This window comes from Pseudomonas sp. P179 (assembly GCF_000478485.2).
Taxonomy (GTDB): Bacteria; Pseudomonadota; Gammaproteobacteria; order Pseudomonadales; family Pseudomonadaceae; genus Pseudomonas; species Pseudomonas aeruginosa.
On record NZ_KI517355.1, the window covers coordinates 205,476 to 227,109 of the forward strand.

Annotated in this window: 20 protein-coding genes; 17 read left to right on the forward strand and 3 right to left on the reverse strand. The window is 67.2% G+C overall.

What is annotated here, in order from left to right; all coding sequences use genetic code 11:
* From HMPREF1224_RS41220 to HMPREF1224_RS41265, 10 genes are all read left to right on the forward strand, one after another.
* Positions 1–510, forward strand: a complete 510-nt coding sequence (locus tag HMPREF1224_RS41220) for an aromatic-ring-hydroxylating dioxygenase subunit beta (RefSeq protein WP_003088783.1) — start codon at positions 1–3, stop codon at positions 508–510.
* Between the two features lie 10 nt (positions 511–520).
* On the forward strand, positions 521–1,423 hold the full coding sequence (locus HMPREF1224_RS41225; RefSeq protein ID WP_010794124.1) for an alpha/beta fold hydrolase: 903 nt from the start codon (positions 521–523) through the stop codon (positions 1,421–1,423).
* Positions 1,420–2,076 carry a hypothetical protein gene (locus HMPREF1224_RS41230; protein ID WP_003118518.1) on the forward strand — a complete coding sequence of 219 codons (657 nt, stop codon included), beginning with the start codon at positions 1,420–1,422 and terminating at the stop codon, positions 2,074–2,076. The genes HMPREF1224_RS41225 and HMPREF1224_RS41230 overlap by 4 nt, the downstream gene beginning before the upstream one ends.
* Positions 2,060–2,908, forward strand: coding sequence for a class I SAM-dependent methyltransferase (locus HMPREF1224_RS41235; RefSeq protein ID WP_010794125.1), 849 nt, complete (start codon positions 2,060–2,062; stop codon positions 2,906–2,908). Before HMPREF1224_RS41230 ends, HMPREF1224_RS41235 begins: the two co-directional genes overlap by 17 nt.
* 91 nt (positions 2,909–2,999) lie before the next feature.
* Positions 3,000–5,651 carry a TonB-dependent receptor gene (locus HMPREF1224_RS41240; RefSeq protein WP_010794126.1) on the forward strand — a complete coding sequence of 884 codons (2,652 nt, stop codon included), beginning with the start codon at positions 3,000–3,002 and terminating at the stop codon, positions 5,649–5,651.
* Positions 5,652–5,663: 12 nt separating this feature from the next.
* On the forward strand, positions 5,664–6,743 hold the full coding sequence (locus HMPREF1224_RS41245) for an LLM class flavin-dependent oxidoreductase (RefSeq protein ID WP_003120261.1): 1,080 nt from the start codon (positions 5,664–5,666) through the stop codon (positions 6,741–6,743).
* Entirely contained in the window at positions 6,740–8,020 is a 1,281-nt protein-coding gene (locus HMPREF1224_RS41250; protein WP_010794127.1) for an MFS transporter, read from the forward strand. Before HMPREF1224_RS41245 ends, HMPREF1224_RS41250 begins: the two co-directional genes overlap by 4 nt.
* A complete protein-coding gene (locus HMPREF1224_RS41255) occupies positions 8,007–9,200 on the forward strand; it encodes an MFS transporter (RefSeq protein ID WP_010794128.1) in 1,194 nt (397 codons plus the stop codon). Before HMPREF1224_RS41250 ends, HMPREF1224_RS41255 begins: the two co-directional genes overlap by 14 nt.
* A 102-nt stretch (positions 9,201–9,302) precedes the next feature.
* A complete protein-coding gene (locus HMPREF1224_RS41260; RefSeq protein WP_003107976.1) occupies positions 9,303–9,812 on the forward strand; it encodes a sigma-70 family RNA polymerase sigma factor in 510 nt (169 codons plus the stop codon).
* On the forward strand, positions 9,809–10,765 hold the full coding sequence (locus tag HMPREF1224_RS41265) for a FecR family protein (protein ID WP_003114844.1): 957 nt from the start codon (positions 9,809–9,811) through the stop codon (positions 10,763–10,765). Before HMPREF1224_RS41260 ends, HMPREF1224_RS41265 begins: the two co-directional genes overlap by 4 nt.
* Position 10,766: 1 nt before the next feature.
* Here HMPREF1224_RS41265 and HMPREF1224_RS41270 read toward each other — a convergent pair whose 3' ends face one another.
* Positions 10,767–11,612, reverse strand: coding sequence for a CmcJ/NvfI family oxidoreductase (locus tag HMPREF1224_RS41270; RefSeq protein ID WP_010794129.1), 846 nt, complete (start codon positions 11,610–11,612; stop codon positions 10,767–10,769).
* A gap of 148 nt (positions 11,613–11,760) precedes the next feature.
* On the reverse strand, positions 11,761–12,795 hold the full coding sequence (locus tag HMPREF1224_RS41275; RefSeq protein WP_010794130.1) for an AraC family transcriptional regulator: 1,035 nt from the start codon (positions 12,793–12,795) through the stop codon (positions 11,761–11,763).
* Between the two features lie 146 nt (positions 12,796–12,941).
* Between HMPREF1224_RS41275 and HMPREF1224_RS41280 the strand changes: the two genes are divergently transcribed.
* Genes HMPREF1224_RS41280 through HMPREF1224_RS41290 form a run of 3 tightly spaced genes read left to right on the forward strand, consistent with a single transcriptional unit; the run spans position 12,942 to position 16,097 of the window.
* The gene (locus tag HMPREF1224_RS41280; protein ID WP_010794131.1) at positions 12,942–14,417 is read left to right on the forward strand and encodes a flavin-containing monooxygenase; all 1,476 of its coding nucleotides are present in this window, start codon (positions 12,942–12,944) and stop codon (positions 14,415–14,417) included.
* Positions 14,418–14,427: 10 nt separating this feature from the next.
* A complete protein-coding gene (locus HMPREF1224_RS41285; protein ID WP_003142502.1) occupies positions 14,428–15,357 on the forward strand; it encodes an alpha/beta hydrolase in 930 nt (309 codons plus the stop codon).
* Positions 15,342–16,097: an SDR family oxidoreductase gene (locus tag HMPREF1224_RS41290; protein WP_003113283.1), complete on the forward strand. Its 756-nt coding sequence runs from the start codon at positions 15,342–15,344 to the stop codon at positions 16,095–16,097. Before HMPREF1224_RS41285 ends, HMPREF1224_RS41290 begins: the two co-directional genes overlap by 16 nt.
* Before the next feature lie 220 nt (positions 16,098–16,317).
* Here HMPREF1224_RS41290 and mdrR2 read toward each other — a convergent pair whose 3' ends face one another.
* A complete protein-coding gene (gene mdrR2 / locus HMPREF1224_RS41295; RefSeq protein WP_003106149.1) occupies positions 16,318–17,751 on the reverse strand; it encodes an efflux pump transcriptional regulator MdrR2 in 1,434 nt (477 codons plus the stop codon).
* 132 nt (positions 17,752–17,883) lie between these two features.
* Between mdrR2 and HMPREF1224_RS41300 the strand changes: the two genes are divergently transcribed.
* Genes HMPREF1224_RS41300 through HMPREF1224_RS41315 form a run of 4 tightly spaced genes read left to right on the forward strand, consistent with a single transcriptional unit; the run spans position 17,884 to position 21,611 of the window.
* The gene (locus HMPREF1224_RS41300; protein ID WP_003120268.1) at positions 17,884–18,774 is read left to right on the forward strand and encodes a DMT family transporter; all 891 of its coding nucleotides are present in this window, start codon (positions 17,884–17,886) and stop codon (positions 18,772–18,774) included.
* A gap of 1 nt (position 18,775) precedes the next feature.
* A complete protein-coding gene (locus HMPREF1224_RS41305) occupies positions 18,776–19,234 on the forward strand; it encodes a M67 family metallopeptidase (protein ID WP_003106151.1) in 459 nt (152 codons plus the stop codon).
* A 22-nt stretch (positions 19,235–19,256) separates the two neighbouring features.
* Entirely contained in the window at positions 19,257–20,675 is a 1,419-nt protein-coding gene (gene moeB, locus HMPREF1224_RS41310) for a molybdopterin-synthase adenylyltransferase MoeB (protein WP_003106152.1), read from the forward strand.
* Between the two features lie 18 nt (positions 20,676–20,693).
* Positions 20,694–21,611 (forward strand): cysteine synthase family protein, encoded by a 918-nt coding sequence (locus tag HMPREF1224_RS41315; protein WP_003113282.1) that lies wholly within the window; start codon positions 20,694–20,696, stop codon positions 21,609–21,611.
* Positions 21,612–21,634: the final 23 nt, after the last annotated feature.

A 21,634-nucleotide genomic window follows, 5' to 3' on the forward strand; every position in this document is an offset into this window, starting at 1 on the left:
ATGAGCCTTGCCTTGTCCCGTCCCGACAGCGACCTGCTGGCGCGGGTCAGCGATTTCCTCGTCGCCGAAGCCGAGCTGCTCGACGACCGCCTGCTGGATACCTGGTTCGCGCTGTTCGAGCGCGCCGCACGCTACCGGGTGCTGCCCTTGCAGGAGCAACTGGCCGGCCAGGCGCCGGAGGACAGCCTGTACATCATCGACGACGACCACGTGCGCCTGCGCGAGCGGGTCGACAGCATCCTCGGCGGGCATACCTGGATGGAGCAGCCGCGCTCGCGCACCCGCCGCCTGGTGGGCAACGTGCGGCTGAAGCGGGTCGAGGGCGAACTGGTCAGCAGCCGCAGCAACTTCGTCGTCCATCAGTTCCGCAACCGCGAGGCCTGGAACTTCGTCGGCGAAGCCAGTCATGTCCTGCGCGACGGTCCCGAGGGCTTGCGCATCGTCTCGCGGGAGATCCGCCTGGACCACGAGACCATCAGCGCCCAGCGGCGCATCAGCATCATCCTGTGAGGCGCCGCCCATGAGCACCGATCCGTTGCTGCCCGGCTTCGACTACCTGACCCTGCACACCTCCGCCGCGCGCCTCCGCGTCGCCGTGAAGGGCAGCGGCCCGCCGCTGCTGCTGTTGCATGGCTATCCGCAGACCCACCTGGCCTGGCATCGCATCGCTCCGCGCCTGGCCGAGGACTACAGCGTGGTCCTCGCCGACCTGCGCGGCTATGGCGAATCGCGGGCGCTGGACGAGGAGGGCGCCGACTATTCCAAGGCCGCGCTGGCCCGCGACCAACTGGAAACGATGGGCCAGCTAGGCTTCGAACGCTTCGCGGTGATCGGCCACGACCGCGGCGCGCGGGTCGGCTATCGCCTGGCGCTGGACCATCCGCAAGCGGTCGCGGCCTTCGTCTCGCTGACCGTGGTGCCGATCCTCGACAACTGGGCGGCGGTGAACAAGGCCTTCGCCCTCAACGCCTATCACTGGTTCCTCCTCGCCCAGCCGTACGACCTGCCGGAGCGCCTGATCGGCGCCGATCCGGAGCACTTCCTCGACTACACCCTGCGACGCATGGCCCAGGGCCGCGACATCTACCACCCGCAGGCGCTGGAAAGTTACCGCCGGGCGTTCCGCGACCCCGCCGTGCGCCATGCGATGTGCGAGGACTACCGGGCCGCGGTGGGCGTCGATGCCGACGCCGACCAGGCCGATCGCGACGCCGGCCGGCGCCTGCAATGCCCGGTCCAGGTGCTCTGGCAGGAGCGCCCCTACGCCGCCGGGCAGCATCCGCTGGAAATCTGGAAGATCTGGGCCGGGCAGGTCGAGGGCGCCGCCATCGGCGCCAGCCACATGCTTCCCGAGGACGCGCCGGACGCCGTGCTGGAGCACCTGCTGGGGTTTCTCGCCAGCCACCGGGAGGCGCTCCGATGAGCGCCGTCGAACGCGATCCGGCGGCGCAGGCGACGCTCTGGCGACAGCGGGTGTTCGAGGTGCACGCGGCGATGTCCGCCTACGTCGCCGAGCGCCATCGGCGTGAAGACCTGGGGGACTGGGTGGCGACCAGCGCGCGGATATTCGCCGATCTGCCGGCGACCGACGACCTGCGCGCCGAAGCCTGGCAGGCGGTGTTCTTCCGCGCCCAGGCGCTGATCGAACAGTTCATCGTCGCGCGCCCGGCGGATTACCGGCTCGACGACTGGGCGCGCGCCACCGCGCGGATCTATCGCGCGCTGGAACCGGCGGGGCGGGGCGATCCGGCCAGCGCCGCCGACCGTCTGGCACGCCAGGCCGCGCTCTACGGTTCGCGTTTCGAGGTGCAGGCCGAGGCTGACGGGCGCGCGGTATTCCACAACCGTCACTGCGCGATCTGGGACTACCGCGAGCGCGCCCGCGCCCGAGGCGTGCCGATCACCCTGGAGTCGGCCTGCACCTATTGCACCAAGCTGCTGTCGGCGTTCGTCGCCGCCAGCGATTGCCGCGCCGACTGGCGGCTCTACGAAGAGCCGCAAGGCCACGGCTGCGTATGGACCATCACGGCGGACAGCCTCAACCAAGGAGCAGGCGTACATGAACGCGATCATTGAACAGGCGCGCAGCCTGGACGGCTACCAGGATTCCAGCGAACTGCTGCAACGTCGCGACCAGGACTGGGTGCTCGACCGCGCCGGCATCGAGCCGCGCAGCCTGCTCGATCTCGGCTGCGGCATCGGCTCGCTGCTGCTCGGCGGCGCCCGGCGCTGGCCCGGCCTGCAACGGTTGTGGGGCATCGAGCGTTCGCCGCTACGCCTGGAGCAGGCGCGCGCGCAGTTGCGCGGGGCTGGCGTCGAGGCGCGTCTGCTGGAGGGCGACCTGCTCGACCTGCCGCCGCTGGCGGAACGCTTCGAGCTGATCAGCATGACCGCCGTGCTGCACTGGCTGTATCCCGATGAAGAGCGGCTGTTCCGGTGGGTCGCGCGGCACCTCGAGGCGCAGGGGGTATTCCTGTTCACCTCGCACCATCCGTTCGCCGAGGATGGCCTCGGCGGCGAGGACGACCTGGTCGCCCAGGCCCTGGTCGAGATGGGCCTGGCTGCGCCGGAACGGGTGGCGGCGCTCTACGCGGAAGCCGGGCTGCTGCCGATGGGCACCCGCACCCGTGGCCGGGAGGCGTTGCGCGAACGCGTCGAACGACACTTCCGGGTCGACTCCATCGTCTCCCGCCCGGCGGTCCTGCGTGTCGCCGACTCCGCCGAATACCAGCGTTTCCACGCCGCCACCTTCGGCACCTATTTCGCACCGCTGGTGCCGGCGACGCGCCTGGAGGAATTCTTCGTCCGCCTCGGGCGGATCGCCGAGCGGCGCATGCAGGCCGACGGACAGGTCAGCGAAATCCCGGTCAGTGTCTGGCGCTGCCGGGCTCGGGAGGACGAGGCATAACCTTATGCGCAATCGGTCTGCCGCGCGGCTGAAAATCGGTACGGGCAATTGCACTCGGTGGCATCCGCAACCGATCAAGGATGAACCGACCATGCCCAACCCGCGTTCGCCACGTCTTCGACTCGTCCCCGTGCTCTGCGCGGTCGGCCTGGCCTGCCTTGGCCAGCCCGGCGAGTCGGCGGCAGAGGAGGTCCGCGCCACCAGCCGCGCCGAGATTCAGCGCTTCGACATCCCGGCCGGCGAACTGGCCCAGGTACTGCTGAGCATAGTCCGCCAGAGTCGCACCCCGATCGCCTTCGACCAGCACCTGGTGGAGGGCCTGCCGGCACCGGCGATCCAGGGCTCCTACAGCGTCGAGCAGGCGCTGCAGCGGGCCTTGCAGGGCAGCGGCCTGGAATACAGCCGCAGCGCCGCCGGCGTGCTCAGCCTGCAACGCGCCACGGCGCCGGATGCCGCGCTGCCGACGGCGAAGCCCGCCGGGACCCTGGCCACGGTGGTGGTCACCGGCACCCGCAAGGCCGATGTCAAGGCCGGCGAGAGCCTGGCACCGATCGATGTGGTCAGCGCCGAGCAATTGCGCGACAGTGGCAGCGGCGACCTGCGCGACGCCCTGGTGCGCCTGCTGCCCTCGCTGTCGCGCCAGGCCCAGGCCTACAACGCTTCGGCGCTGACCAACGCGCAGTCGCTGCGCGGCCTGAGTCCCAACCACGTGCTGGTGCTGGTGAACGGCAAGCGCCGTCACGAGACCGCCAACATCAATGTCAGCGGCGGGCTGCAGAGCGGCTCCACCGGGGTCGACCTGGATACCATCCCGCTCGCCGCCATCGAGCGCATCGAGGTGCTGCGCGACGGCGCCTCGGCGCAGTACGGCTCGGACGCCATCGCCGGGGTGATCAACGTCATCCTCAAGTCGGCCGACCACGGCGGCCGGCTCGCCTACGACAACGGTCGCTACGGCGATGGCGACGGCTTGACCCAGAACGGCGGGGTGAATGGCGGCCTGCGTTTCGGCGAGAGCGGGTTCCTCAACCTCAGCGCGCAGTTCCGCGAACAGGCGCGGACCATCCGCGCCGGCATCGACCAGCGTACCGGGCACTACGGCAACCCGTCCATCGGCGACCCTTCGCTGCACCGCCAGGCGCTGGCCTACAACGCCGGCGTGGCGCTGGACGACAACGTCGAGCTGTACAGCTTCGCCACCTATACCCATCGCTCGGTGTCCTCGGCGCAGATCTACCAGTTGCCGTCCCTGGCGCCGCGACTCTATCCGAACGGCTTCACCCCGCGCATCACCAGCGACGAGGACGACTATTCACTGACCCTCGGCGCCCGTGGCGGCGAGCTGTTCGGCGCCTGGGACTGGGACCTCAGTTCGACCTACGGTGCCGACCGCCCGGAGATCGGCATGGACCATTCGATCAACCTCGCCCTCTACGGCGAGACCGGCGATTCGCCGCGCTCCTTCGACCTGGCGCGCTACAAGGCCACCCAGTGGACCAACAATCTCGACCTGCGCCGCGACTTCGACCTCGCCTGGCTGCCGGCGCCGCTGAATTTCTCCTGGGGCCTGGAGCAGCGCCGCGAGCTCTACGAGGTCGAGGCCGGCGATCCCTGGTCCTACTACAACGGCGGTTCCAAGGCACTCCCCGGGCAGGCGCCGGCCACCGCCGGACAGTGGAGCCGCGACGTGCTCGGCGCCTATCTCGACCTGTCCATCGCCCTCGACGAGCGCTGGCAACTGGAGACGGCGGCGCGCTACGAGCACTACAGCGACTTCGGCAGCACCACCAACGGCAAGCTCGCCAGCCGCTACCGCTTCAGCCCCGAGGTATCGGCGCGGGCCAGTCTCAGCAGCGGCTTCCGCGCGCCGTCGCTGGCCCAGGAGAACTACACAAGCCTGGGCGTCTCGCCGACCATCGCCAGCGGCCTGCTGGCGGTCAACTCGCCGGCGGCCAGGCTGCTCGGCGCCGAAGACCTGGAGCCGGAAAAATCGATCAGCTACAACCTCGGCCTGGTGCTCGATCCCTTGCCGGACCTGAACCTGGCCATCGACGCCTATCGCATCGAGATCCGCGACCGCATCGTCGACGGTGCCACCTATTCCGGACAGCCGGCGATCGATGCGCTGCGCGCCGGCGGGATCAGCATCCCGGCCGGACTGACCCAGGTCAGCACCCACTACATGACCAACGGCGCCGACACCCGTACCCACGGCCTCGACCTCACCGCCAGCTACCTGACCCGGCTCGGCGAGTGGGGCCGGATCGACTGGCGCCTGGGCGCCAACGTCAATCGCACGAAGCTGGTCAGGAACCATCGCGGGCGCAACGGCCAGCCGCTGCTCAACGACCAGCAGCAGGCCTGGATCACCAGCTCCACGCCGCGCAGCCAGGTCAGCCTGCAGGCCGACTGGAGCTACCGGCGCTGGGGCCTGACCCTGCGCGAAACGCGCTACAGCAAGACGGTTTCCGAACTGGACTACTACACCGGCGAGCATGCCTATTCGACCACGGTCTTCAACCGCTTCGAGAACTCGCCCAAGTACATCACCGACGTTGCCCTGCGCTATGCGGCGAGCCGCAACCTGACCCTGAGCGCCGGGGCCAACAATCTGTTCGACGTGAAGCCCGACAAGCTGCCGGCCGAGAGCGCCTACCTCGGCTTCAACCAGTACGACACCTATGCCTCGCAGATCAGCTTCAACGGCGCCTTCTACTACCTCGGCGCGGCCTACACCTTCTAAGGAGGACGAACCATGAGCATCGAACTGCGCGGCGGCGTGCGCGCCTCCGCGGTCATCGGCGACAGTGCCTTCGCCCGCCAGGCCGCGCGTTTCCTGCCGGACACCCGCAGTCGCGCGGTGAGCGCCTTCGACATCCAGCAGAAGGCCCGCCTGGAAGAGGCGGACGGCCTCGACGGCGCGCTGTTCACCGTTTCCGCTGCCTGGCCCGACCCCTGGCTGGTCGCCGGCTGGGCTTTGGCCGCGGCGCCGCGCCTGCGCGCCACCGTCGCGCACCGACCGGGGAGCGCCCAGCCGACCGTTGCCGCGCGCGCCCTGGCCACTCTCGACGGCCTGTCCAACGGGCGCGCCGGCGTACACCTGGTGATCGGCTCCAGCGACGCCGACGTGCGCCGCGACGGCGACTTCGCCGACAAGGACGAACGCTACCGGCGCGCCGTGGAGTACCTGGAGGTCTTCACCCGCGCCCTGGAAAGCCGCGAACCCTTCGACTACCACGGCGAGTTCTACCGGCTGGAGGACGCCGGCAGCGGCTTCCTGCCGATCCAGCGGCCGCGCCCGCCGCTATCCGTTGGCGGCTCCTCGGCGCAGGCACAACGCCTGGCGGTGCGCTTCGCCGACGTCTACGCCGGCCACTTCGCCAGCCCCACGCAGACCGCGGAGCTCAAGCGCAGGCTGAACGAGGAGGCGGCGGAGCAGGGACGGCGGCTGAAGTTCTGGAAGCACTTCCAGGTGATCCTCGGCGACAGTCCGGCGGCGGCCCTGGACATCGCCGAGCACTACCGCCAGGCCGCTTTCGAACTGCTTCTGGCACGGCCCCTCGACGAACTGGCGGCATCGCCGCAGGTCGCCCGCGACGGCGAGCGCGACCGGCTCGCCCGGCTGGAGCCGGAGGCCTTGCGCGAATGGGTGGCGAATACCGTGCAGCGCAGCTTCGCCGGGGTGCTGGTGGGCAGCGTCGGCGAGGTGGCGGAACAGATCCTGGCCTTTCATCGCGCCGGCATCGAGATCGTCCAGCTTGAGGCCACCACCGAGAACGCCGAGGACATCCGCTTGCGCCGCCAACTGATCGAGCGCCTGAGGCGCGACGCATGAGCGGCGTCGCCCGCGAGGCCATGGAGGACGTCGCGCCGGCGCCTGCCGTCGGCGAGTTCGGCGTGGCCAGTTGTGGGGTGCTGCTGGCCTCGGTAGTGGGGGTGATCTTCGGCCCCACCGGGCTGGTGATCAGCAGCTTCTCGCTGTTCATCGAGCCGATCGCCGCCGACCTGGACTGGGACCGCGGCCAGTCGGCGCTGCCGGTGACCCTGCTGGGCCTGGCGGTAGCCCTGAGCAGCCCGCTGAAGGGCTGGCTGGTGGATCGCTGGGGCGCGCGCGCCCTGGTCCTGCCGCTGACCGCCGCGCTGGCCCTGTGCCTGGCCAGCCTGGCGCTGGCGCGCAGCGGCTGGCAGCTATACCTGCTGTTCGCGCTGCTCGGCCTGCTGACGCCGGGCAACATTCCCTATGCGCGGATTCTCGGCGGCTGGTTCGAGCGTCGTCGCGGCGCGGCCTACGGCATCCTCGGACTCGGCTTCGGCGTCGGCGGGCCGCTGGCGCTGTACCTGGGCAGCGCCTGCATCGACGCCTTCGGCTGGCGCGCCACCTTCCTCGTCTATGGCCTGCTCGAAGGCCTCCTGGCGCTGCCGCTGCTCTATGCGTTGTTCCGCGAGCGACCCGGCGACCTGCCGCAGGCGCTGCGCCCGCCAGCCGACGCGCTGCCCGGAGCGACGCCAGGCCAGGCCTGGCGCTCGGCGGACTTCTGGCTGATCGTCGGCAACCTGATCCTCGGCGTGTTCGCCGTCACTGGCGTGATGGTGCATGGCGTGCCGCTGTTGCAGGAGCGCGGCCTGTCGCGGGAAGTCGCCACCGACGTGCTGGCGGCGCTGTGGGTCGGCATGATCGTTTCGCAACCGGCGCTGGGCTACCTGCTGGACCGCTACGACACCCCGCGCATCGCCTTGCCGTTCGCCCTGCTGGCGGCGCTCGGGCTGCTGCTCCTGCTCCTTGGCGGACCGCCGGCGCTGCTCTGGGGCGCGGTGTTCCTGATCGGCCTGGGCGCCGGCGGCGAGACCGGCACCACCCAGTACTTCGTCAGCCGCTACTTCGGCCTGCGCCATTTCAGCGTGATCTATGGCTCGATCCAGCCCTTCACCTTCGCCATCGCCATCAGCCTGGGGGCCTGGCTGCTGGGTTACTTCTACGACCGCGCGGGCTCCTACGCGGGCTCGACGCTGGTCCTGCTCGGCGCGTTCGGCGTGGCGGCAGGGCTGCTGGTCATGCTCGGGCGCTATCGCTACGCCATCGACGGGGAGGCACGCAGCCATGGGCGAGACTGAACGGAGCAGGGCGGAGGTCGGCGTCTGGCTGCTGGCCGGACTGGCCTTCGTGGTCGGCACGGTGGAACTGGTGGTGGCCGGGGTGCTCGACGAACTGGCCGCCAGTTTCGCCGTCAGCCAGGGCCGGGCCGGGTTGCTGATGAGCCTGTACGCGCTGGTCTATGCGCTGCTCGGCCCGCTGCTGGTCTACCTCAGCGCCGGTATCGAGCGCCGCCGCCTGCTGGCCGGCGCGCTGCTGGCGTTCATCGGCGCCAACCTGGCCAGCGCCGCCGCGCCGAGCTTCGCCCTGTTGCTGGCGAGCCGGCTGCTGGTGGCGGCCAGCGCCTCGGTCATCGTGGTGGTGGCGATCACCCTGGCGGTGGCCATTGTCGCGCCGGAACGGCGCGGCCGAGCGATCGGTCTGGTGTTCGCCGGCATCGTCGCCTCGCTGGTGCTGGGCGTACCGCTGGGCACCCTGATCGGCGAGTTCTGGGGCTGGCGTAGCCTGTTCCTGCTGCTCGCCGGGGTCGCGTTGCTCGGCCTGCCGCTGCTCCTGCGCCTGCTGCCGGCCATCCCCGGCGCGCCCGGCATCGCCCCGGCGGAGCAACTGCGGGCGCTGGCCCGGGGCCGGGTGCCGTTCGCCCACCTGGCATCGCTGTTGCAGATGACCGGCCAGTTCACCGTCTACACCTACATCGTGCCGTTCCTGGTCGGCAGCATGGCCCTCGACAAACCGACCATCAGCCTGGTCCTGCTGGTCTACGGGGGCGGCGGCATCCTCGGCGCGCTGCTCGGCGGACGCGCCGCCGACCGCTGGCCGGGGCCGGCCACCTTCGTCGCCTTCCTGCTCCTGCACGCACTGGCCCTGGTCCTGCTGCCGTTCGCCACCGACGGCCTGCCGCTGCTGCTGGGCGCGGTGGTGTTCTGGTGCGTGTTCAACATGGCGCCGGGGCCGGCGATCCAGAAATACCTGGTGGAACTCAGCCCGGACACCGCGGCGATCCAGATCAGCCTCAACACCAGCGCGATCCAGCTCGGCGTGGCCCTGGGCGCCTTCATCGGCGCGATCCTGGTGGACCAGGTGGCGGTGCGCGCGCTCCCCTGGTGGGGCGCCGCGCTGATCCTCGGCGCCGCCGCCTGCGGCTGGCTGTCCGCGCAGCGGCCGGCGGGCACGGCGGACTGCCGGGAGCGCCTCGATTGATTCCCTACCGCGCGCCACGGGAACAGCCCCGGGCGCCGTTCCTCAACCTCCAGGCTCACTACCGCTATCCGTGGCGTGGCCTGCCAGCAGCGAACGCTTACCATGGATAGCCAAGGCTCCATCAAGAACACCCTGATCGCCCAGTTGTTCCAGCAGAACTACGACTGGCTGTGCAAGAAGCTGTCCTACCAGACCGGCTGTAGCCACAGCGCCGAAGACCTCGCCGCCGAGGCCTTCCTGCAGGTCTGGATGCTCCCCGACCCGGCGTCGATCCGCTCGCCGCGGGCGTTCCTCGCGACCATCGCGCAACGCCTGATGTACGAGAGCTGGCGGCGCAAGGACCTGGAGCGCGCCTACCTGCAGATCCTCGCCGAGGCTCCGGAGGCGGTGCAGCCGTCGCCTCACGAGCAGTGGATGCTGATCGAGAGCCTGCAAGCCATCGACCGCCTGCTCGACGGCCTGTCCGGGCAGGCCAGGGCAGTGTTCCTGATGAGCCAGCTGGAAGGCCTGACCTACGTGCAGATCGGCGAACGCCTCGGATTGTCCCTGGGGCGCATCCACCAGTTGATGAAGGATGCCTTGCACTGCTGCTACCGGGGATTCCAGGAATGAGCGAGAAGCCGGAACGGCAACGCATCGTCGAGGAGGCCATCGAATGGATGGTGCGCCTGCAATCCGGCGACTTCAGCGCCGCCGAGGGCGATGCCCTGGAACGCTGGAAGGCGCTGTCGAGCGAGCATGCCGAGGTGTTCCGGCAACTGCTTGGCAGCCTCGCGCCGCTACAGGACTCGCCCTGGCGCGGCCAGCCGAGCGCTACCGTGCTGCGCGCCCTGGAGCAGCCGTCGAGCCGCCGGCGCTTCGTCGGCGGCGCCCTCGGGCTGTTCGTCCTGCTCGCCGGCGGCGCCGGCCTGGAGCGCTGGGTCCAGGCCGGCATGGGTCTGCCCGGCGAACTGGCGACAGGCACCGGCGAGCGCCGCGACTGGTTGCTGGCCGACGGCAGCCGCCTGCGCCTGAACGCGCGGAGCAAGGTGCGACCGCTGCTCGACGGCGCCCAGCGACGCCTGGAGCTGCGGCGCGGCGCGATGCGCCTGGAAGTGAAGGAGGACCCGCGCGGCGCCTTCGCCCTCGACTGCGCCGCCGGACGGGTGGACTGCGCCAGCGGCAGCCTGCTGCTGGCCGAGGAGCGCGGGGCGATCCGCCTGGTGACCCTGCGCGGCAGCGCGCGGCTGACCACCGGTGAGGGACGCCAGCTGGCGGTGGCGGCACGACGTAGCCTGCTGTTCGATGCCGGCGGCCTGCTCGAACAGGGCCCGATGCAGGCCGGAGAGGATGCCTGGGCCAGCGGCTGGCTGGAGGTCCACGACCGCTCCCTGGCCTGGGTCGCGGAGGCCTTCCGGCCCTATCTGCCAGGCATCCTCCAGCTCGACGCGGAGATCGCCGGCAACCGCGTCAGCGGTCTGTTCCCGCTGGACGACATGCACACGTCCCTGGACATGCTCGGACGCAGCCTGCCGATCCGCGTGCTGCGCTACAGCGACTACTGGATCAGCCTGCGCCCCGCCTGACTCATTCGTCGAAGAACAGCAGGCAACGCAGTTCGATACTCTGCCGCGGCGGCGCATCGGCCGGGGTGCAGGGATCGTCGAAGGCGGTGTGCGCGCCGAGGCGGGCCTGCGCGTCCTCCCGCGAATCGTAGATCTTCAGCAGCAGCGCTTCCTCCGGCAGCAGGTGCGGGTAGTAGTACCAGCGGTGCTCCGGGTTGGGCTTGACCGAGTAGGTTTCGCCCACCTTGTCACGGTACACCAGGTCACTGGCCACCAGGTCGTCGAACGCCAGGCTGCGGGCGTCCAGCAACGCCAGCGGCGCGCGCTGCGCCGGATGGCCGAACGGACGCCACAGGTTGACGATCTGGAAGCGTCCGGCCAGGCGCCGTTCGGCGCATTCCGCCGGCAGGTGGTCGCGGACCCGGCGCGGCGCCGAGCGCAGGGTCTGGTCGTTGTGCACGTAGCGCACCGGTTCGCGCAGGCCGCGTTCTTCGCGCCCGGCCTGGTCGACGCGCAGCGTGTGGTCGAAGATCACCGCCTCGGCGGCGCCGGTCAGGCGGCGGAGCAGGGCGATGCTTTCCGGGTAGTAGCGTTCACGAACCTGGGCTTCATCCTCGAAATCGCCCACCGCGCTCGCCTCGCGCACCAGTTGGAAACCCTCGCGCTCCAGGCTGGCCGGTTGCGCCAGCAGACGCGCATTGCGGATCGCCACCCGGGTCGGCTGCAACAGCGCGCTGCGCTGCGGCGTCCCGGCGGGGGCCGGATAGGTGTAGGCGACCGGCCGTTGGCCGTTGTCGCGGATATAGTTGACCTCGGCCTCGACCTGCTCCGGCGCGTGCGCCGGCCATGCGTGTTGCTGGCAACCCATGTGTCGTTCTCCCGTTGCCAGCGGAGATGCCTCCGCTGCCGCGCCGCCGGATGCCGCGCGTGAACGGCCAATCTAGCCGCTGGCAGGCGGCGGCGAAACGAACATCGAGCGCTGGCGTCCTGCCTTCGTGGAATAAGCCCGGAGCGGCTCAGGACATCGCGTCGAGTCGTCGCCGCTGGCGATACTGGCGCGGCGTCATGCCTTTCCAGCGCCTGAAGGCATGGATGAAGTTGGACACCTCGCCGTAGCCGAGGCGCTCGGCGATCTCCTCCAGGCGAATCGCGCCGGTGGCCAGCAGCTCTTCGGCGAGGGCCAGGCGCACCTCGTCGAGCAACAGGCGGTAGCTGCTGCCCTCGTCGTCCAGGCGGCGACGCAGGGTACGCACGGTGAGGTGCAGTTCCATGGCCAGGGTCTGCATGTCCGGCAAGTGGCCGGGCGTCCTCAGCAAGCGGTCGCGGATGCGTCCGGCCAGACCGCCGCGCACCTGGCGGCGGGCGAGCAGGGCGCGGCACTGCTCCTCGCAGGCGCGCGCCACCTCTGGATTGGCGCCGGGCAGCGGGAGGTCGAGGAAGCGCCGTTCGAAGACCACCCGGTTGTCCGCCTGGCCGAACGCCGGGCACAGGCCCAGCTCGCGCACGTAGGGCGCGGGATCGGCGGGCGGTGGGCGGCGGAAGCCGGCGCGGAGGATCGGCAGGCGCTGCCCGGTGAGGTCGCGCTGGATGCGCAGCACGCCACCGGCGTCGCGTTCGAGGAGGAAAATCCGCAGGTCCTCGGGAATGCCGGCGTCGTCGAGCACCAGGTGCGCTTCATCGTCGTGTACCTCCAGGCGGATGCCATGGAAGGCGAAGGTCAGGTCGAGGTAGCGCAGGCCCAGTTGCGCGGCGCTGAGGAAGGTCGGGCTGCTGAGCAGGGCGAAGCCCCAGATGCCGTAGGCGTTGAGGTGATAGCGCAGGCCTGCCGCCAGGCCCGGCGCGCAGGCGTCGCCCAGGTGCCGGACCAGGTTGCGCACTACGCTCAGTTCCTGGGCCGCGTCGATTTCCCCGGAGGGATCGCCGAGCAGGCGGATATCCAGGCCGCTACCTGCCAGGCACTGCTCCAGGCCGAGGCCGCGGTCGATGCCGAACTGGATCAGCAGGTGCGCGCTGATGGCGCTGCGGCGGGGAGACCAGGGCGGAGTGGGCATGGTGGCGTCCGAGGTTGACCGAAAATCACAACTTTATGTCCGGCCCGGCCATAACGCCAGTCGCCCCGGCGAACTAGGATGCTGCCATCCGCCGCTGGGCGGAATCGCGCCGGACGGCGTGGCAAGCAACAAACGGGAGCACAACAATGCACAACGAGTCCCGCCCTGAAGCCCCCTTGCGGGTGCTGGTGGTCGGCGCCGGCTTCGCCGGTCTCGGCTTGGCGATCCGCCTGCGACAGGCAGGCATCGACGATTATCTGGTCCTGGAAAAGGCCGCCGATGTCGGCGGTTGCTGGCGGGAAAACCGCTACCCGGGCGCCGCCTGCGACGTCCCCTCGCATCTCTATTCGTTTTCCTTCGAGCCGAAGGCCGACTGGTCGCGCAAGTTCGCCCCGCAGGCGGAAATCCTCGACTACCTGCGGCATTGCGCGGACAAGTACCGTCTGCGCGAGAAGATCCGTTTCCACTGCGAGGTGGAGGAGGCCCGTTTCGACGCCGGCAGCGGCGAATGGCAGGTGCGCTGCGCCGATGGCCAGACGCTGCGCGCACGGGCCCTGGTCTGCGCCACCGGCCAGTTGAGCCGGCCGCTGCTGCCGCGCCTGCCCGGCCTGGAGCGCTTCCAGGGTCCGGCGTTCCACTCGGCGAACTGGGACGCCGAGGTCGAGCTGGCCGGCAAGCGGGTCGCGGTGATCGGCACCGGAGCCAGCGCCATCCAGTTCGTCCCGCGGATCGCCCCGCAGGTGCAACGCCTGTCGCTGTTCCAGCGCAGCGCGCCTTACGTGATCGCCAAGCCGGACCGCACCTACGCCGACTGGGAACGCCGCCTGAAGGCGCGCTGGCCGTGGCTGCAACGCCTGGATCGGGGGCTCAAGTACCTGCACCACGAATCGCGGATGCTCGCCTTCGCGACCTTCCCGGCGCTGATGAAGGTGATGCGGCTGAGCTTCCATCGTCACCTGCACCGGCAGATCGCCGATCCGCAACTGCGCGCGCGGCTGGTTCCCGACTACCCGCTGGGTTGCAAGCGCATCCTGATCAGCAACGACTATTACCCGGCGCTGGCCAGGAGCAATGTCGAACTGGTCGACACGGGCATTCGCGAAGTCACCGAAGACGCCGTGGTCGGCCGTGACGGCCGCCGGCACGAGGTCGACGCGATCATCTTCGGTACCGGCTTCGCCGCCACCGAGTTCCTCACCCCGATGCGCATCCTCGGCCTCGACGGACGCGACCTGCGGCAGGCCTGGGCGGATGGCGCGGAAGCCTACAAGGGCATCAGCGTCAGCGGCTTCCCCAACCTGTTCATCCTTTACGGGCCGAACACCAACCTCGGCCACAACTCCATCGTCTACATGCTGGAAAGCCAGTTCCCCTACGTGCTCGGCTGCCTGCGCCAGCTCCAGGAGCAGGGCTTGCGCTACCTCGACGTGAAGCCCGAGGTCCAGCGGCGCTTCAACCTGGAGGTGCAACAGGGGTTGCGCCATACCGTCTGGGAGCGTGGCTGCGACAGCTGGTACAAGACTGCCGCCGGCAAGAACACCAACAACTGGCCGGGCTACACCTTCGTCTATCGCTGGCGTACGCGCCGGCCGGAGCTTGCCGACTATGACCTGGCCCGCTGAAGCGCCCCTGATGTCGCCGCCGCAACGCCTGCGCGCCGGTCTCCTGCGCGGCTGCCTGCGCCTGTTGTTCCGCGGGCTGGTCCGTCCGCCCATGCCAGTGGCGCTGCAACGCGGCGTGTTGCGCGGGCTGAGCCTGGCGACGCTGGGCGCCGGCGGCGTCGTCCGTGAGCGCCGCAGCCTCGCCGGCGTGCCCTGCGAGTGGTTGCGGCCGCGCGGGGTGGAGGCGCGGCGCCGGGTGCTCTACCTGCACGGCGGCGCCTACCTGATCGGCTCGCCGGCGACCCACCGGGCGATCACCACGCACCTGGCCCGGCGTTGCGCCGCCGAGGTCTGCGCGGTGGACTACCGGCGCGCCCCGGAACATCCGTTCCCCGCCGCCCGCGACGACGCCCTGGCGGTCTACCTGGCATTGCTGGAGGCCGGCCATTCGCCGCGCCGGCTGCTGCTCGCCGGCGACTCCGCGGGCGGCCACCTGGCGCTGTCCCTGGCCCTGGAGCTGAAGGCGCGCGGCTTGCCGTTGCCGGCCGGGTTGCTGCTGTTCTCGCCCTGGACCGACCTCGGCTGCCAGCGCCTGCACACGCCGGCGGCCGGCGACCCGCTGCTGTCGCGGGCCTGGCTGGAAAGCGCGGTGCGCCTGCTGCTGCCGGCCGACGCGGAGCCAGGCTCGGCCGCCTTGTCGCCGCTGCATGCCGACCTGGCGGGGCTGCCGCCGCTGCTGGTACAGGTCGGCGAGGACGAACTGCTGCGCGACGACAGCCTGCGCCTGGCGCAACGGGCCGGTGAGCAGGGCGTCGCGGTGCGATTGCAGCGCTACGCCGGTTGCTGGCACGTGTTCCAGGCTCATGCCGGCGTGTTGGCCAGCGCCGACCGGGCGTTGGACGAGGCGGCCGCGTTCGTCGTCGAATGCAGCGCGGAGGGCGACAGGTGCAGAACATCCTGATCAGTGGTGCCGCTTCCGGAATCGGCGCCGCCAGCGCGCGGCTGTTCCACCGCCGGGGCTGGCGGGTCGGTTTGCTGGACATCGATGCCGAGGCGTTGCGCGGCTTGGCCGCGCAACTGCCGGGCGCCTGGCACCGCGCCGTGGACGTCAGCGAGCCCGACGCGGTCGGCGAGGCGCTTGCGCAGTTCTGTGCCGATGGCCGCCTGCGCCTGCTGTTCAACTGCGCCGGCGTCCTGCGTTTCGGCCGCTTCGAAGAGGTCGCCCTGGAGGACCACGCGCGGTTGCTGGCGATCAACCTGCATGGCGTCCTCAACTGCTGTCACGCGGCCTTTCCGTTCCTGCGCGCGACGCCGCAGGCGCAGGTGCTCAACATGGGCTCGGCATCGGGGCTGTATGGCGTACCGGAGATGGCCGTCTACTCGGCCTCGAAGTTCGCCGTGCGCGGGCTTACCGAGGCGCTGGAGCTGGAATGGCGCCGCCACGGTATTCGTGTGGCCGACCTGATGCCGCCGTTCGTTCGCACGCCGATGGTCGCCGGGCAGGCCTACCAGCCGCCGGTGTTGCGTCGCCTGGGGCTGAGACTGGACGCCGAGGATATCGCCGAGGCGGCCTGGCGGCACGCGCACAGCCGGCGGGTACACCGGCCGGTGGGCGGGTTGTTCACGGCGCTGTACTGGGCTGGGCAGTTGTCTCCGCCGTGGGTGAACCGAGCGGTGATGGCGTGGTTGTCGCGGGGTTAGGCTCTGCGCAGGATGGATAGAACGGATTAAAGCTTGGGTGGGTTTCACGCTGGATGGTCTAGCTGCTTTTCGTGGCTGCCTCGACTTCTTGTTTCGCCGTCCCAGGCGAGTGAAATCCATGGTAGATCTCGGACCATAGGTATGCCTTAGCCAGGCGCCGGTGCTTATCGCTACCGTTGAGCCCAAGAGTCCTCCTCGGGTGGGACCGTTGCCTCCCGTATCAAGCACGCATCGTCAGCATCTCTTGGGGGCCTTCGCGTAGGAGCGCTGCCAGGACTGCGAAGCCGTCAGATAACGTATTCCCCCCTCCTGGGGAATTGCTGACGCTGATTCGAATGGCCTGGGGAAGCGTACCGCGGCCCGTACTAAAGGCCTCTGCGGTGGTGACAAGATGCTGCTGTCCGCGCATGCCTTGCTCTATTTCGATGGCGCGCCAGGGGGCTGGCACTTCTACCCAGAAATGCGGACAGCATAGATGGCTGCGATAGGTCAGGCCCTGCAGCAGGTCCACAACCAGCGCTTGGCGACGCGCGATTTCCCCTCTCTGGTATTCGAGCAGTGCGCTTGCAGTACCGTCCTCGACCCATCGGCTCGCAATCTCGAGAACCAGTGGTGTCGCCATCCAGCACGAATTGCGAAGCGCTGCTGCCATGCGACTTACCATGGATGCAGGAGCATGAACGTATCCAACCCGCAATCCTGCAGCGACCGCCTTGCTCATGCCACCGATGAGGATGCCCCGCTCAGGCAGCAGATGGCAGAGAGGGGTGGGGCGTTCGGCCATCAATACAGCATGGGTTTCGTCCTCGATGACGATCAAGCCGTGCTCGCGGCAGATCTTCGCGATTTCCTTCCGCCTGGCGCCTGACATCACTGCAGTGGTCGGGTTCTGGATGGTGGGTGTGCAGTACAGGGCGGTGATCCTGTTCGTGCGGCAGGCCTCTTCGAGGGCGTCGGGCAGTAGCCCCTCTTCATCCATTTCCAAGCCGAGCACCTTGATGCCCAACAGTTGCGCGGCACTGATCAGCCCAGGATAGGAGAGCTGCTCCGTTACCAGGGTGTCGCCGGCGCGCAGCATGGCCATAAGCACGACGAGCAGACCGTGTTGGCTGCCATTGACGCACAGAATCTGCTGGTGCTCCGCTTGAAACTCACCGTGAGACAGCCATGTTGCTCCCGCTTGCCGGTGTCGGAGCAGTCCTGTGTCGGGTGTGTAGAGCATTAACTCCTGCAGGAGCTCAGGGGCCGCACTCAATTGCTGAAGGCTGCGGGAAAGCAGTTCGGTCTCATTGCCCGGAATATGCATATTCCGGCTCATGTCGTTGCACATCTCGGTGCTGTCTACGAAATTGCGAAAGCCCGCCTCCCGAGCACGTTCTCGACCGCGGTTGCGGACGAACGTACCGTCGCCGACCCGAGCCTCAACCAGCCCCATGCGCTCCAGCTCACCATAGGCCCGGCTCACCGTGCCCGCGGTCACACCGAGCTTGTCCGCGAGGATGCGATGTGGCGGCAGCTTGACTCCCTGCCGGAGAACCCCATTGCGAATAGATTCTTCGATGCCCTGGGCCAGCCGTTTGTACTTCAGGCCGGGCCCTTCTGGTAGGAAGAATCTGAAAATTGAATCGGTGTCAATATTTGCTTTGACCGGCATATTTTCTCCGAATTAACCTCAAATAAAGAGGTTTGATAAGCAATAAAGGGCGTCAATCAAAGAATAACATGGGGGAAAGACGTGCAACTTATGTCAATTCAAGCTCTGACTATCAACAGGCGGCAGGTACGTGTGGCCAGCCTGGTGACCGCTGTTCTATTTCTAGTGGTGTGTATCAGCTGGGGGACTACCTGGCTCGGCATCAAGATCGCCGTGGAGAGCGTGCCGCCGCTAACTGCCGCCGGATTGCGCTTTCTGATCGCATTTCCGCTTTTCCTGCTCTTTGCGCGGCTGCGCCACGAGACGATCTTTTTCCCGCGGCGACTCCTGGCCTTCTTCGTCTTCGTGACGCTCGGCTACTTCAGCGTGCCCTACTACCTGCTGAACTATGGCGAGCAATACGTCGCTTCAGGTCTTACCGCGCTGCTGTTCAGCAGCATGCCCGTGTTCATCCTGATCTTCTCCGCGATCTTCCTGCGCGAGCGCATCTACCTGTCGCAGATCCTTGGTATTGCGATTGGCTTCGGCAGCCTGTTCATGATCATCAGGTCTCAAGGGCTGCATCTGGACTACACGGAGTTGTTAGGCGTACTTGCCATCCTGCTCGCGGCGATCATGCACGCACTCAGCTACGTCATCACCAAAAGGCAAGGTGCTGACATCGGCGTGATCACCTTCAATACGCTGCCCATTGGCATCGCCGGCTTGGGGCTGTTCATGGCCGGACTCGTGATGGAACACCCGAACCTGTCTGCCGTCACAAGCCGATCTTGGGCTGCCCTGATCTATCTCGGTCTGGTGGCATCAGTCGGGGGATTCATCGTGTACTTCTTCCTGCTCAAGCGTTTGAGTCCCGTTGTGCTGTCGTTCGTCTTCATCATTTTCCCGGTGTTCGCCGTGATCATCGGCGCCTGGTACGAAGGGGTTGCCATCTCTCGCGAGTTGATTGGCTTCACCGTGCTCCTATTGGCTGGATTTGCCATCACCAAGCTTCCCATCGAGAAGCTGCTCGGCAGGAGGTGACATGAATACGAACGTGTTGACCGAGCATGCATTGAGCGTGATCTACAGACACGCCTGCAGGACCTATCCAAGGGAATGCTGCGGATTCGTTCTCGCCGATGCAAAAGTGAAAGAGGGTACGAACATCCAGGATGAACTGCACATGGCTGACCCCCGGAGGTACCCACGCACGGCCGCCAACGGGTACACGTTTTCCGTGACGGATACCGTATTCCTCAACAGCAGCTTCAAGACGTGCAGCCCGGTATCCGTCATCTACCACTCCCACCCGGACGTCGGTGCCTACTTCAGCCGGGAGGATATCGACAAGGCATTGTATGCCGGGGAGCCAATGCTGCCGGTCGACTACCTGGTTGTTGATGTGGCCGCCGGCAACGTTCGCGGCGCAAAACTGTTTGCCTGGCGCAACGGACGCTTTGAATGCACACGAGAGTTCGGGCCATCGAGCCAGGACGAGTAGACATCTGGCAAGGAGCTGAAAAGTGAAGACGGTAATTTTTCCGGAAGTACTGGTACGGGCCGCCCAACTGGAAGGCGGGCGCCTGGAGGGAGCGGGCTTGACGGTTGGCGAGCTGCTGGCAGGCCTTGCCAGGAAGCATCCTTCATTACTCGGGCACCTGTATTACGAAAACGGTCAATTGAAAGAACACTTCCTGCTGACCCACAAAGGTTCGCTAGTCAATCTGGATGGCGAGCTTTCCGATGGAGATGAAGTCGAAGTCATGCTCGCGACATCTGGCGGTTCTGGCGTTGAAGCGTTGAGCGACGAAGAAGTTCAACGCTACGTTCGCCACATCACGTTGCCAGGCGTTGGCAGGGAAGGCCAGCAGCGCCTGAAGCAGGCCAGGGTGCTGATAATCGGAACGGGCGGCCTGGGTTCGCCCGCTTGCCTTTATCTGGCCGCAGCAGGAGTGGGCACCATCGGGCTGGTTGACTTTGACGTGGTGGAGTCGAGCAATCTCCAGCGCCAGGTCGTCCATGGCTATAGCACGCTCGGTATGCCGAAGGTTGAGTCCGCCCAGCGCCGGATGCAGGACCTGAACCCCTACATTGAAGTCGTAACCCACCGTTACGCCATCGACGCGGACAATGCGCAGTCACTGATTCAGAGCTATGACCTGGTATTGGATGGCACCGACAACTTCGCCACACGTTACTTGGTCAACGCGGTTTGCGCCAAGCTCGGAAAACCACTCGTCTTTGGCGCGATCTATCGGTTCGAAGGTCAGGTCAGCGTCTTCAATCTGGAGGGAGGCCCCTGCTACCAATGTCTCTTCCCGAACAATCCCCCGCCTGAGATGGCTCCAAGCTGTAACGCAGGGGGAGTTATTGGTGTGCTGCCTGGAGTGATTGGCCTGCTGCAGGCAACCGAGGCGGTGAAGGCCCTCGTCGGCCTGGGCAAGTCCCTATCAGGCAGACTTCTTCGATTCGACGCGCTGCTCATGCACTTCAATGAAGTGAAGTTCAATCGGCGCGACGATTGTCCGGCCTGCGGCAAAACCGCTGCAGAGAATCCCCGCCACTGGAGGGAGGGATTGCTCTGCCAGGCAAGCGCGGCACCGTCGCAACGACTCGACGACGATCGCTATATCGATCCCGGCTGCCTGTTGCAGTTGATGAAATCCAACAGCGAAAACTATGCCCTTCTGGATGTACGCGACGCGGGCGAGCTCGAAGTGTGCCAGTTGCCGGGGATCGTCCACGTTCCCTTGAACGAACTCGCCAGCCATTTCGCCAATCTCGACTTCAGTAAGCGCTACATCCTCGTGTGCTACGCCGGCACTCGTGCCGAACGCGCGGCCATACAGCTCATGGGGGCAGGGTTCTCCAACGTCCAAGTGCTCGATGGCGGCATGAAGCGATGGGCGAAAGAGATAGAGCAGCACATGCCGATGTACTGAACCATAGGCAGGGAAAGCATGATCTACGATTCGCTACTCGATTTAATTGGCGGGACGCCGGTGATACGGCTGAGCAAATTGTCTGCTCGCCTGGGGGTGAGCGTATTCGCCAAGCTGGAATCCTTCAATCCAGGAGGAAGTCATAAGGCGCGTATCGCGCTCTGGATGATTCTGGATGCCGAACGCAAAGGAATCCTGGTGCGCGGGAAAGGGCAGACCATTCTCGAGCCGAGCGGGGGAAATACGGGGATTGGACTGGCAATGGCGGGGAACATCCTGGGGTACCGCGTGTCCCTGGTGGTTCCCGACAACTACAGCCCTGACAAGAGACAATTGCTCGAGCTGTATGGCGCTCACGTCGTGCTGTCGGATAGCAGAAAAGGGAACAACTCGCATGGCGAGCTGGCAATCCAGATACTGCTGGAACATCCGGAGTTCGTCATGCTCAACCAGCAGCGCAATCCAGCCAACCCGCAAGCCCATCGCGAAGCTACAGCCCTGGAAATCCTGAGGGACTTTGCAGGCCAGCCACCCCCGGACTTCTTCTTCGCTGGCATTGGAACTGGTGGACATATCACGGGTGTTGGAGAGGTGCTGAGGAACCACTGGCCGGATATGGCCATCTATGGCGTGCAGCCAGAGCAGTGCGACTTGCTCGACGATAGGCACGCATCGCATGAGATTCAGGGACTTTCCATTGGTATCGTGCCGGAAGTCTGCAACCTCGGCATTGTTACTGGCATGGTCGGGGTGTCGAAATCTGCCTGCTTGTCGATGATCCGGGAAGTCCTGCAAAACGACTCTGTGAGCATGGGGTTGTCCTCCGCAGCCAACCTGGTCGCGGTGCTGAACATGGCATCTGCCATGCCGTCAGGCGCTCGTGTACTGACGATGATCTACGATGGCGTCGAGTCATACATGGACGCTTTTCGATGAAGTTGTAGAGCAGAGCACGGCGA